Origin of the sequence: Mycobacterium heidelbergense (genome assembly GCF_010730745.1) — a bacterium.
Classification (GTDB): Bacteria; Actinomycetota; Actinomycetes; order Mycobacteriales; family Mycobacteriaceae; genus Mycobacterium; species Mycobacterium heidelbergense.
In genome coordinates this window covers 2,555,778-2,567,778 of record NZ_AP022615.1, presented here as the reverse complement: position 1 = coordinate 2,567,778, position 12,001 = coordinate 2,555,778, and the positions used below count along the sequence as shown (strand labels likewise).

General features: G+C 70.6%; 12 protein-coding genes and 1 tRNA gene. 6 read left to right on the top strand and 7 right to left on the bottom strand.

The genetic code is table 11. The features are described 5' to 3' along the window. Position 1: 1 nt before the first annotated feature. Positions 2-733: an SIMPL domain-containing protein gene (locus tag G6N25_RS12020; RefSeq protein WP_083073748.1), complete on the top strand. Its 732-nt coding sequence runs from the start codon at positions 2-4 to the stop codon at positions 731-733. A 7-nt stretch (positions 734-740) separates the two neighbouring features. Here G6N25_RS12020 and hpt read toward each other — a convergent pair whose 3' ends face one another. From hpt to dacB, 4 genes are read right to left on the bottom strand one after another with little or no spacing between them, the layout of a single operon-like run. After that, positions 741-1,352 (bottom strand): hypoxanthine phosphoribosyltransferase, encoded by a 612-nt coding sequence (gene hpt, locus G6N25_RS12015; RefSeq protein WP_083073749.1) that lies wholly within the window; start codon positions 1,350-1,352, stop codon positions 741-743. Positions 1,353-1,395: 43 nt separating this feature from the next. Beyond that, entirely contained in the window at positions 1,396-2,364 is a 969-nt protein-coding gene (gene tilS, locus G6N25_RS12010) for a tRNA lysidine(34) synthetase TilS (protein ID WP_083073750.1), read from the bottom strand. Next, positions 2,343-3,425: a zinc-dependent metalloprotease gene (locus tag G6N25_RS12005; protein WP_083073792.1), complete on the bottom strand. Its 1,083-nt coding sequence runs from the start codon at positions 3,423-3,425 to the stop codon at positions 2,343-2,345. The genes tilS and G6N25_RS12005 overlap by 22 nt, the downstream gene beginning before the upstream one ends. Further along, positions 3,422-4,807, bottom strand: coding sequence for a D-alanyl-D-alanine carboxypeptidase/D-alanyl-D-alanine endopeptidase (gene dacB, locus G6N25_RS12000; RefSeq protein ID WP_083073751.1), 1,386 nt, complete (start codon positions 4,805-4,807; stop codon positions 3,422-3,424). Before dacB ends, G6N25_RS12005 begins: the two co-directional genes overlap by 4 nt. 115 nt (positions 4,808-4,922) lie before the next feature. Here dacB and G6N25_RS11995 point away from each other — a divergent pair, with 115 nt between their 5' ends. Then, positions 4,923-5,411, top strand: a complete 489-nt coding sequence (locus tag G6N25_RS11995) for an inorganic diphosphatase (protein WP_083073752.1) — start codon at positions 4,923-4,925, stop codon at positions 5,409-5,411. A gap of 135 nt (positions 5,412-5,546) precedes the next feature. On the opposite strand, the gene G6N25_RS11990 is transcribed toward G6N25_RS11995, so the two are convergent. Continuing rightward, entirely contained in the window at positions 5,547-6,614 is a 1,068-nt protein-coding gene (locus G6N25_RS11990; RefSeq protein WP_083073753.1) for a DUF475 domain-containing protein, read from the bottom strand. 135 nt (positions 6,615-6,749) lie between these two features. Here G6N25_RS11990 and G6N25_RS11985 point away from each other — a divergent pair, with 135 nt between their 5' ends. From G6N25_RS11985 to G6N25_RS11975, 3 genes are read left to right on the top strand one after another with little or no spacing between them, the layout of a single operon-like run. Beyond that, positions 6,750-8,009: a hypothetical protein gene (locus G6N25_RS11985; RefSeq protein WP_083073754.1), complete on the top strand. Its 1,260-nt coding sequence runs from the start codon at positions 6,750-6,752 to the stop codon at positions 8,007-8,009. Between the two features lie 23 nt (positions 8,010-8,032). Then, positions 8,033-8,731 (top strand): glycosyltransferase family 2 protein, encoded by a 699-nt coding sequence (locus tag G6N25_RS11980; RefSeq protein WP_083073755.1) that lies wholly within the window; start codon positions 8,033-8,035, stop codon positions 8,729-8,731. Beyond that, positions 8,728-9,075: a DUF2304 domain-containing protein gene (locus tag G6N25_RS11975; protein ID WP_083073756.1), complete on the top strand. Its 348-nt coding sequence runs from the start codon at positions 8,728-8,730 to the stop codon at positions 9,073-9,075. Before G6N25_RS11980 ends, G6N25_RS11975 begins: the two co-directional genes overlap by 4 nt. A gap of 30 nt (positions 9,076-9,105) precedes the next feature. Here the strand turns inward: G6N25_RS11975 and G6N25_RS11970 are convergent, their stop codons facing one another. Further along, positions 9,106-10,050 (bottom strand): NAD-dependent epimerase/dehydratase family protein, encoded by a 945-nt coding sequence (locus G6N25_RS11970; protein ID WP_083073793.1) that lies wholly within the window; start codon positions 10,048-10,050, stop codon positions 9,106-9,108. Between G6N25_RS11970 and G6N25_RS11965 the strand changes: the two genes are divergently transcribed. After that, positions 10,016-11,842 carry a hypothetical protein gene (locus G6N25_RS11965; RefSeq protein ID WP_232065779.1) on the top strand — a complete coding sequence of 609 codons (1,827 nt, stop codon included), beginning with the start codon at positions 10,016-10,018 and terminating at the stop codon, positions 11,840-11,842. The two genes, G6N25_RS11970 and G6N25_RS11965, sit on opposite strands and share 35 nt — an antisense overlap. An 80-nt stretch (positions 11,843-11,922) precedes the next feature. Here the strand turns inward: G6N25_RS11965 and G6N25_RS11960 are convergent. Beyond that, positions 11,923-11,998, bottom strand: a tRNA-Thr gene (locus G6N25_RS11960). Between the last annotated feature and the right edge of the window lie 3 nt (positions 11,999-12,001).

Here is a 12,001-nt window from a genome sequence, read left to right as displayed (position 1 = left end):
CATGCAGATCGCAATGAACGCCCCGGGGTTGGTCCGCGGGTCGATAGCTGTCGCCGCCGCCGGCCTGGCCGTCGCCGCGCTGGCGGCGTGCGACAAGCACAACTCACCACAGCCGGGGGCGAATCCGCGTCAGGTAACCGTGGTCGGCTCGGGGCAAATTCAGGGTGTCCCAGACACTTTGACCGCCGACGCCGGCATCGAGTTCACCGCGCCCGACGTCACCACCGCGATGAACCAGACCAACGATCGCCAGCAGGCCGTGATCAACGCGCTGGTCGGCGCGGGCCTGGACCGCAAAAACATCAGCACCACCACCGTGACGCTGCAACCTCAGTACGGCAACCCCGAGCCCAACGGGACCGCCACCGTCACCGGCTACCGCGCCACCAACGCGATCCAGGTCAAGATCCACCCGGCCGACTCCGCGTCGCGAATGCTGGCCGTCATCGTCGACAGCGGCGGCGACGCGACCCGGATCAGCTCGGTCAGCTACTCCATCGCCGACGACTCGCAGCTGGTCAAGGACGCCCGTGCGCGGGCTTTTAACGACGCCAAGAGCCGTGCCGACCAGTACGCCCAGCTGTCCGGCCTGCGGCTGGGCAGGGTCCTTTCCCTCTCGGAGACCCCCGGCGGCGGGCCGCCCGCGCCGCCTCGCAGCATGTCCGCGGTTCCACTCGAACCCGGCCAGCAGACCGTGAGCTTCTCGGTGACCGCGGTGTGGGAGCTGGACTAGGTCTCGGCTACTGCTCGTAGACCCTGGGGTCCAGCGTGCCGATGTAGGACAGGTCGCGGTAACGCTCGTCATAGTCCAGGCCGTAGCCCACGACGAAGTCGTTGGGAATGTCGAAGCCCACGTAGGCGATCTCGACGTTGGCGCGCACCGCGTCGGGCTTGCGAAGCAGCGTGCACACCCGCAGCGAGCGCGGATGGCGGGTTTTCAGGTTGCGCAGCAGCCAGGACAACGTCAGGCCCGAGTCGACGACGTCCTCGACGATCAGCACGTCGCGATCGTTGATGTCGCGGTCCAGGTCCTTGAGGATCCGCACCACGCCCGACGACGAGGTCGAGGATCCGTAGGAGCTGACGGCCATGAACTCGAACTGCGTCGGCACCGGAATCGCGCGCGCCAGGTCCGTGACGAAGATCACCGCGCCCTTGAGCACGGTGATCAGCAGCAGATCCTGGCCGGTCTCGGTGTTGACGTCGCGATAGTGGTTGCCGATTTCCTCGCCCAGTTCGCCGATGCGGGCCTGAATCTGCTCCGCGGTGAGCAGCACCGACTTGATGTCCCCGGGGTATAGCTCCACGGGCTGCGCGGGGGTGATCGCCGAGGAGGTCTGGGCCACGACCACAGAGTGCCACGCCACCGGCCGAATAACCAACGGCAGCCCGTGTTTACACAGGCTCGCGCCACAGCGCGAGCGCGCCGTCGCGCCGCCCGGCGACCAATCGCTCCCCACGCAGGCTCGACCCGACCGCCACCCCGCCCTGCCCGCGCCACGCGGTAACCAGCGCGTCCACGCCGCGGATTTGCTTGTCCGTCAGCCCGGTCGCGCCCCCGGCCAGCAGCCAGCTGCGGATCACCCGGCGCCGAACCGGGCCTGCCAGCGCGGCCAGGGCCCCGGCTTGCAGCCCCGAGCCCGCCCGCGCCTCGGGCAGCGCCGCCGCGGCGAGCGTGTCGATCAGCTCGGTGTCCTCGCGCAGCGCCGTGGCGGTGCGGGCCAGCGCCTCGGCCACCCCGCCGCCCAGCACGTCCTCCAGCAGCGGCAGCACCTCCAGGCGCAGCCGGGCCCGGGTGAAGCGGCGGTCGCTGTTGTGCGGATCCTGCCACGCCGCCAGGCCCAGCTCCCGGCACACGGCGTGCGTGACGGCGCGACGCACGCCCAGCAGCGGCCGACACCACGGTGGGTCGTGCGGGCGCATCCCGGCGATCGAGCGCATCCCGGAGCCGCGGCCCAGCCCCAGCAGCACCGTCTCGGCCTGATCGTCCAGCGTATGAGCCAACAGGACGGGGCCGTCGCGGCACTCGCTCAGCGCGGTGTAGCGGGCGGTGCGCGCCGCCGCCTCGGGACCGCCGCCGGGCCCGGATGGGCCCACCTGCACGCAAAGCACTTGTGCGTCAACACAACCCAGGGCGAGGGCTTGCTTCCGCGCGGTCTCGGCGACGGCCGCCGAATCGGCCTGCAGGCCGTGATCCACGATCAGCGCGGTGGTGGGCCGCAGCGGGGCCGCGACCGCCGTCAGCGCCAGCGAGTCCGGGCCACCGGACAGCGCCACGCACCATCGGTCCCCGGCGACCAGATGAGTCCGAGCGAACGCCTCGACAGCCGCGCGCAGCTGCCCTACAGCACCCTGTCGATCCATCGCTGGGGTTCTTCGATCTCGGCGGGCAGCGGCAGCGTTTCGGGACCCGACCAGACGGCGTTGAACCGCTCCATTCCGACCCGGCCCACCACGTGGTCGACGAACGCCTTGCCGCGGGTGTATTGGCTCAGCTTGGCGTCGAGCCCCAGCAGCGCGCGCAGCAGGCGCTGCAGCGGCGGCTGCTGGCGATGGCGACGCTCGTCGAATCGACGGCGGATGCTGGCCACCGACGGCACCACCCGCGGCCCGACCGCATCCATCACGTGGTCGGCGTGGCCCTCCAGCAGCGTGCCGAGCACCAGCAGCTGATCCAGCGCTTGGCGCTGCGGCTCGGATTGCACGGCGCGCACCAGGCCGAGGATGCCCGTCGGGTTGTCGTCGGACGCCCCGCTGCCGCGGTCGCGGACGAAGTCGGCGAGCCGCTTCACCACCTGGCCGAGGTCCTCCCCCACGTCCTGGGTCAACAGCCCCAGCGCCCGCGACATGTAATCGGACAGCCAGGGGTTGGCGGTGAACTGCACCCGATGGGTGACCTCGTGCAGGCACACCCACAACCGGAAGTCGGAGGGCTCGACCCGAAGCTGACGCTCGACGGCGATGACGTTCGGATACACCAGCAACAGGCTCCCCTCGTTTGTGGCCTCCCGGCCCCTGGCGAACGGGTCGTACTGCCCGAGAATCCCGGACGACACGAACGCCAGCACGGCGCCCGTCTGCGCCCCGGTGACACGGCCGGTGATGAACCCATGCGGCTTATCGCCCCCGTTGGTCATCACCCGCATCGACTCGGCCGCCGCCCCGATCCACTCGGGCCGGTCGACGATGCGGGCCGCCGGCACGTCGCTTTCGTCAAAGCCCTTGTCGAAGCCGTCGGTGACCAGCCCCGTGACGTCGCGCACGGGCGGTTCGGCCTTCGCCGCAGCGCTCGTCAGCTCGTCGATCGCCTGGCGCCGGGTGTAGTCGCTGGCCGACGGCCCCGGCCGGGCCAGCCGCTGGCCGACGGTGGCCGCGAATCGCCAGTCGACAGCGGTGCCCAGGGTCACCCCCGACGACGGCGTCATGCGCAGCCGCACGACCAGAGCCTGGTGGCCAGGGCATCCATCGCGTTGCGGCCGGTCGGGCCGGCGTCGTTGGAGATGAACGCGAACGTGAGCACGCGTCCGCTGCGGTCGGTGAGCACCCCAACCAGCGAGTTGATGGCGGTCAACGAGCCGGTCTTGGCGCGCAGCCAGCCCGCCGGGCCCTGATTGGTGGCCGGGTCGAGGAAGCGGTCGGCCAGCGTCCCGCTGCCGCCGGCGATCGGGAGGAGATCCAGCAGCGCGCGCAGCGGGGGCTGGTCGGGCCCCGCGGCCGCCTGCACCACACCGTCGAGCGTCTTGGCGGTCAGCCGGTCGTCGACCGAAAGCCCGCTGGAATCCGTCAGCGCGGCACCGGTGGTGTCGACGTGCGCGGTGCTCAGCCGGTTGGTCACCGCGTCGACCGCCCCGGCGAAGCTTCGCGGCCGGTTGATCGCCGCCGCGACCTCGCGGCCGATGCATTCGGCCATCACGTTGTCGGAGTGGTCCATCATCTCGGACAGCCGCTGCACCAACGGCGCGGACTGCACCACGGCCAGCTGCCGCGCGCCGGACGGCGCCGTCGCGATCGTCACCGCGGCGGGATCCAGGCCGAGCCCCTTGGCCAGCTCCCGCCCGGCGTCCAGCGCCGGGGTCCTCGACCGTCGCGAATTGACCGTGGTCGGCTGGATGCGCCCGGCGTCGATCATGGCCGACTCGATCGGCGCGATGTCGCCATTGTCGACGTCGGACGGATCCCAGCCCTGCGCCATCGTCGGCCCGCTGAACGCCGAGGTGTCCACCTGCACCGCGGTCGGCGTCACGCCGCTGCGGCGAACCTGTTCGACAAGGTCGCTGATCCGCGGCGCGCCGCGATACCAGGTGGGCACGTCGGGCGGCGCCGCCGACAGCGTCGGATCGCCCGCGCCCACCAGCACGACGGGGCCCTGGGGGTTCGGGCCGCCGGCGACCACCCGGGTGCTGATCCGGGCCTGACGGTCCAGCGTCAGCAACGCCGCGGCCGCGGTCAGGACCTTGTTGGTCGACGCCGGCACCAACGGCACGTCGTCGGCCACCTGCCAAAGCTCTTTCCCGGTGCTGGCGTCGGTGATCCGGCCGCCCAACCTGCCGAGATTGGGATCGGCGGCCGCGGGCGCGAGCGCGGCCCCCACCCCGCCGGGGCTGGGTGTCTCGGCCGTGTCGGCGACCGGGACCATCCCGGGCTTGACCGTCGGCGGGCGCGGCGGCGGCACGGGGGCGTGCGCGGCGCCGGCGCCGTGGCCACCCGTGGTGAAAAACGTTGCCGCCGCCACCACCGCGGCGACAAACGCCAGCACGGCCAACCCGATGAGCGCTTGGGTGGATTTCCGCCGGCGAGTAGGACCCATCACTCTCCTGACTGTTTGAACCTATTCTGCCGAATCGGCCATAACGCGCTCGACTAGGGTGGATGCCCGACCCGACTGACTACCTAGACCTACCCCTGATAAAGGAGCCGGCACGGTGCAATTCGACGTGACCATCGAAATTCCTAAAGGCCAGCGCAACAAGTACGAGGTCGATCACGAGACCGGCCGGGTGCGCCTGGACCGCTACCTCTACACCTCGATGGCCTATCCCACCGACTACGGCTTCATCGAGGACACCCTCGGCGAGGACGGCGACCCGCTGGACGCGCTGGTGCTGCTGCCGGAGCCCGTGTTCCCCGGCGTGATCGTGGAGTCGCGCCCGGTGGGAATGTTCCGCATGGTCGACGAGCACGGCGGCGACGACAAGGTGCTGTGCGTTCCCGCCGGCGACCACCGCTGGGACCACATCCAGGACGTCGGGGACGTTCCGGGGTTCGAACTGGATGTGATCAAGCACTTTTTCTCGCAATACAAGGCCCTGGAGCCGGGCAAGTTCGTCAAGACGGCCAACTGGGTGGACCGCGCCGAGGCCGAGGCCGAGGTGCAGCGTTCCGTGGAGCGGTTCAAGGCCGCCGAACACTGACGCGCCCTGACGCGTACTGACGCCGCCAGCGCAACCGCGCCGGGCCGAACGGCGCCTGGAGCTCGACGGGCTTATCGTGCTGCCGGCCCCGGCCCGGGCCGCCATCGAACGGCGCATCGCCGGCCAGATCGAGGCCTAACCTCGCGCGTTGCGCCGATTGCGCAGCACGCTCCAGCTCAGAGCCGCCCCGATGAAGACCATGCCGACCGAGGCGGTTACCACCTCGGGGACCTGGAACCGCGGCTCGATGGAGAGCAGCATGATCACGGCCAGCGCGCCGATCGCCCAGTGCGCGCCGTGCTCCAGGTACACGTAGCGGTCCAGCGCCTCCTGGTGGACCAGGTAGACAGTGATCGACCGGACGAACATCGACCCGACCAGCCCCAGGCCGAGCACAATGATGATCGGGTCGGACGTGATCGCGAAGGCGCCGGTGACACCGTCGAACGAGAAGGCGGCGTCGAGGAACTCCAGATAGACGAACAGGGTCAGGCCGGCGGTGCCGACCGCCGGGGCGCCCCCCACGGCCTTGACGTCCGGCGGACGAAACGCCCGACTCAGACCGTTGACGACCAGATACGCCACCAGGCCCAGCAGCCCGGCCGTCAGCACCTCCACACGCTCCTCGCTGGAGTGCGTCAGCTGGGTGCCGACGACGACCAGCGCGACGCCGGCCACCACCACCGACACCTGTCCGAGCCGCCCGATGCGGGCGAACGGGATTTCAAACCACTTGAGCCACTTGATGTCCCGGTCGTGAAAGACGAAATCCAAAAACAGCATCAACAGGAAGATGCCGCCGAAGGCCGCGATCTCCGGGTGGGCGGAGATGATCAGCTTTTCGTAGCTCGGTGAGCCGTCCGGAAATTCCAGCGCGCCGTGCGGCGGCGGACGCAGCGCCAGCATCATCGCGCGAACCGGGTCGAGGCCCGCGGTCGCCCACACGATGAGCAGCGGGAAGAAGAGCCGCATCCCGAATACCGCGATGAGGATCCCGAGCGTGAGGAACATCTGCCGCCAAAACGGGCTCATCCGCTGCAGGATCGCCGCGTTGATGATGGCGTTGTCGAACGACAGCGACACCTCGAGGACGGCCAGCACCACGAGCAGAAACAGGGCGTTGGGCCCGCCGTGGACATATCCGGCCACGAAGGCCGCCACGGTGAGTAACAGCGAGATGCCGAAGACGCGTATGGCGGCCATGGCTCCTTCCCGACAGCCGCTCACGATAGCGAACCGCGTCGCCAGCGCGGGCCGTCGGCGCCGCCGCACTTACTATTTTCAAATTGTGGCGATGCTGGCGGTACATCGGGGCGGTCGGCCGAGAGCGCTGCCCCGGTGACCGAACTCGGGGCCTCTCGGGGGCCGGTCGCGCGGGGCAGCGTGGCCCGGGTCGGCACCGCCACGGCCGTGACCGCGCTGTGCGGATACGCGGTGATCTATCTGGCCGCCCGTGATTTGGCTCCGGGCGGCTTTTCGGTTTTCGGCGTGTTCTGGGGGGCGTTCGGCCTGGTCACCGGCGCCGCCAACGGCCTGCTTCAGGAAGCCACCCGCGAGGTTCGCTCGACGCAGTACCTCCGCGACCCGGACGCGGTGACCGGGGCTCGCGCCCATCCGCTGCGCGTCGCCGCGATGGTCGGCGCGGCCGCGGCCCTCGCGATCGCCGGCAGCTCGCCGTTGTGGAGCGCGCGGGTATTCGTCGAGGCGCGCTGGTTGTCGGTGGGGCTGCTCAGCGTCGGGCTGGCCGGGTTTTGCCTGCACGCCACCCTGCTGGGCGTGCTGGCCGGCACCAACCGGTGGACCCAGTACGGGGCGCTGATGGTGACCGACGCGGTCATCCGGGTGGCGGTCGCCGCGGCCACGTTCGTGACCGCGTGGGGCCTGACTGGGTACTTGTGGGCGACGGTGGCGGGCGCGGCGGCCTGGCTGATCATGCTGGCGGCCTCGCCCGCGGCGCGCGCCGCGGCGCGCCTGTTGACGCCGGGCGGGACCGCGGCGTTCCTGCGCGGGGCCGCCCATTCCGTCACCGCGGCCGGGGCCAGCGCGATCCTGGTGATGGGGTTTCCGGTGCTGCTCAAGCTGACCAGCAGCGAGCTGGGGGCGCAGGGCGGCGTGATCATCCTGGCCGTGACGTTGACCCGCGCTCCCCTGCTGGTGCCGCTGACCGCCATGCAGGGCAATCTCATCGCCCATTTCGTCGACGAGCGCGGCGACCGGCTACGGGCCCTGATCGCCCCGGCGGCGGTCATCGGCGGCATCGGCGCGGTCGGGGTGCTGGCGGCGGGCGTCGTGGGCCCGTGGTTGCTGCGGGTCGGCTTCGGGCCGCAGTACCAGGCCAGTGGCGCGCTGCTGGCCTGGCTGACGGCGGCCGCCGTGGCGATCGCCGCGCTGACCCTGACCGGTGCCGCCGCGGTGGCGGCCGCGCTGCACCGGGCCTACGCGCTGGGCTGGGTGGGGGCGACGGTGGCGTCGGGACTGTTGCTGTTGTTGCCGCTGCCGTTGCCGACCCGCACCGTGGTCGGCTTGTTGTGCGGCCCGTTGGTGGGCATCGGCGTCCATCTGTGGGCGCTGGCGCGTGCCGGGCGCCTAACCGGCTGATGCTGGCTAGTCTTGTGGGGTTAATGGGCACTCAAACGCATCACCCCGGCGTCTGGATCGTCGTTCCCGCCTTCAACGAAGCCTCCGTCATTGACGAGGTGATCGCCGACGTGCGCTCGGTCTTCGACCACGTCGTCTGCGTCGACGACGGCAGCACCGACGACACCGGCGAGATCGCCAGGGGCGCCGGGGCCCACCTGGTGCGCCATCCCATCAACCTGGGGCAGGGCGCGGCGATCCAGACCGGCGTGGAGTACGCCCGCAAGCAGCCCGGCGCGCAGGTCTTCGCCACGTTCGACGCCGACGGCCAGCATCGCGTCACGGACGTGGTCGCGATGATCGACCGGCTCCGCGCGGGTGACGTCGACGTCGTCATCGGGACGCGGTTCGGCGCGCAGCGGGGCGACCGGCCGCCGTTTCTGAAGCGGGTCGTGTTGCGAACGGCCGCGCGGCTGAGCCGGCGCGGCCGCCGACTCGGCTTGACCGACACCAACAATGGGCTGCGGGTGTTCAACAAGAAGGTCGCCGACGGGCTGGACATCACCATGAGCGGCATGAGTCACGCCAACGAGTTCATCGCGTTGATCGCCGAAAACCATTGGCGCGTGGCCGAAGTGCCGGTCGAGGTGCTCTACACCGAGTATTCGAAGTCGAAGGGGCAGCCCCTGCTCAACGGCGTCAACATCGTCTTCGACGGGTTCCTGCGAGGGAGGACATCATGAACTGGATCCAGGTGCTGCTGATCGGGTCGATCATCGCGCTGCTGGTCTACCTGCTGCGGTCGCGGCGCAGTTCACGTTCCAAGGCCTGGGTCAAGGTCGGGTACATCCTGTTCGTGCTGGCCGGCATCTATGCCGTGCTGCGGCCGGACGACACGACGGTGGTCGCGCACTGGTTCGGGGTGCGCCGCGGCACCGACCTGATGCTCTACGCGCTGATCATGGCGTTCAGCTTCACGACGCTGAGCACCTACATGCGGTTCAAGGACCTGGAGTTGCGCTACGCGCGACTCGCCCGGGCCGTGGCTTTGGAGGGCGCGCAGCCACCCGCGCCCAGCGTGAACTGAGGGCGAAAAATCGGCCGCATTGTCAAGTGGTCAGCCGGCGTGCGACCGCCGGAAGTAGTCCACCGTCCGGCGCACACCCTCGTCCAGCTGAACCTGCGGGCGCCAACCCAACACCCTTGCGGCCAAGCCGATGTCGAGGCAGGACCGCTTCAGGTCGCCGAGGCGAGGCGGATGGAACTCCGGGTCGTCGGGCCCCCCGACCGCGGCGGCCACCGCCGAATGCAGTTGGCGGTCCGAGGTTTCGATTCCGGTGCCGACGTTGAAGCGCTGCCCGCCGCCCGCGTCCCCGGAGGCCTTGACGAAGGCGTCCACCACGTCGTCGACGAACACGTAGTCACGGGTGTTGGTGCCGTCGCCGAACACCTTGGTGGGCTTGCCCTCCAAAAGCGCCTGGGCGAAGATCGCCACCACGCCCGCCTCGCCGTGCGGGTCCTGGCGCGGACCGTACACGTTGGCCGGCGCGATGTGCGAGCAGTCCAGGCCGTACAGATGGCGGAAGGTATTCAGGTAGATCTCGCCGGCCACCTTGCCCGCGGCGTAGGGCGAAGCGGGATCGGTCGGGTCGTCCTCACTGGTCGGGTACCGCGGCGGGGTGCCGTAGATGGAACCGCCCGACGAGGTGTGCACGATTTTGCGCACGCCCGTCCGGCGTGCGGCCTCGGCCAGGCGCACCGCGCCGACGACGTTGACCGAGGCGTCGAATTGCGGGTCGGCCACCGAGCGCCGCACGTCGATCTGCGCCGCCAGGTGGAACACCACCTCGGGCCGGTGCTCGTCGAGGATGGCGCGCAGGTCCGCGGTCACGATGTCCGCCTCGACGAAGACGTGCGCGGGATTGCCGGCCAGGTGCTCGAGATTGGTCGCGCGGCCGGTCGCAAAGTTGTCCAGGCCCACCACCGCGTGACCGTCGGCCAGCAGGCGGTCGACTAGCGTCGACCCGATGAATCCGGCTGCCCCGGTGACCAGTGCGCGCACCGGCCCACCATACAGAGTGGGGGCGGCCGCCGCGGCGCTGATCATCGCGCAGCTGGCGATCCGCGCGGCGCTGGCGTTCGGCGGCTACTTCTATTGGGACGACCTGATTCTCGTCGGGAAGGCGGGCACCGAGGGCCTGCTGTCGCCGGCGTACCTGTTCGACGACCACGACGGCCACGTGATGCCGGCCGCCTTCCTGCTCGCCGGCGCCATCACCCGCCTGGCGCCGCTGGACTGGACCGGGCCGGCGATCAGCCTGCTGGTGCTGCAGCTGCTGGCCTCGCTGGCTTTGCTGCGCGCGCTGCACGTCATCCTCGGCTGGCGGTGGGCGCTGCTGATCCCGTTGACGTTCGCCCTGTTCACGCCGCTGGCCGTGCCGGGCTTCGCGTGGTGGGCGGCGGCGCTGAACTCGCTGCCCATGCTGGCGGCGCTGGCCTGGGTGTGCGCCGATGCGATCCTGCTCGTCCGCACCGGCGACCGGCGCTACGCGGCGACCGGCGCGCTGGTCTACCTCGGGGGGCTGCTGTTCTTCGAGAAGGCCGCGGTGATCCCGTTCGTCGCCTTCGCGGTGGCCGCGCTTCTATGCAACGTGCAAGCGGTCCACGTTCGGGGTGACGGGCCCGCGTGGCGGACGGTGTGGCGGGCCGGCCTGCGGCTGTGGATCGCGTCGGGGGCGTTGACCGCCGGCTGGGTGGCGCTGTACCTGGCCGTCGTCAATCAAAAGCGGTGGAGCTTCGACCTGGCGATGACGTGGGACCTGCTGTGGCGGTCGATCACCCACGGCATCGTGCCGGGGCTGGCCGGCGGGCCGTGGCACTGGGACCGCTGGGCGCCCGCCTCGCCGTGGGCCACGCCGCCGCCGTCGGTGATGGCGCTCGGCTGGCTGGTGCTGGCCGGGGCGCTCGCGCTGTCGCTGATCCGCAAGCGACGCGCCGGGCCGGTGTGGCTCACCGCGGCCGGGTACGCCGTCGCCTGCCAGGTGCCGATCTATCTGATGCGGTCGTCGAAGCAGACCGCCCTGGAACTCGCCCAGACCCTGCGGTATCTGCCGGACCTCGTCGTGGTGCTGGCGTTGCTGGCCGCCGTCGCGCTGTGCGCCCCGACCCGGCCGGCCGCGCCGCGTTGGCTGGACGCCTCGCCGAGACGCGCCGTGGTGACGGCGGGTCTGGCGGTGGCATTCGTGGCCAGCAGCCTGTACTCGACGGCGACGTTTCTGACCAGCTGGCGGGACAATCCCGCCCAGCCCTACCTGGTCAACGCCCGCGCGGGTCTGGCCGCCGCGCGGGCGGCCTCCAAGGCGCCACTGCTGGATCAGGAGGTCGACCCGCTGGTGCTGCAGCGGGTGGCCTACCCGGAGAACCTGGCCAGCCACATGTTCGCCCTCCTGCGGGATAGGCCCGAATTCACCGCGGCGACAACGCAATTGCGCATGCTCGACAGCTCGGGCCGGCTGATCGACGCGAGGGTGACCTGGATCCGGACCATCGCGCCGGGGCCCATGCCGCGGTGCGGCTATTTCGCGCAACCGGATAGGCCGGCGCGGCTGATCCTGGACGGGCCGCTGCTGCCCGCCGACTGGACCGTCGAGCTCAACTACCTCGCCAACAGCGACGGTTCGATGACCTTGTCGCTGACGCAGGGGCCCGACGTCAAGGTTCCGGTGCGTCCGGGACTGAACCGGGTCTTTGCCCGGCTGCCGGGCGCCGGCGACGCGATCACCGTGCGAGCCAACACCACCGCGCTGGCGCTGTGCATCGCGTCGGGGCCGGTGGGGTTCTTAGCCCCGGCCTGAGTAGGCGGCCCAGCGTCACGCTGGCCTGACGCTCGAGGCCGACCGTCACGCTCGCGTGACGGTCGGTGAAGAAGAAATCGTGGAGCCGCCTGGGGGAATCGAACCCCCGACCTATTCATTACGAGTGAATCGCTCTACCGACTGAGCTAAGGCGGCACA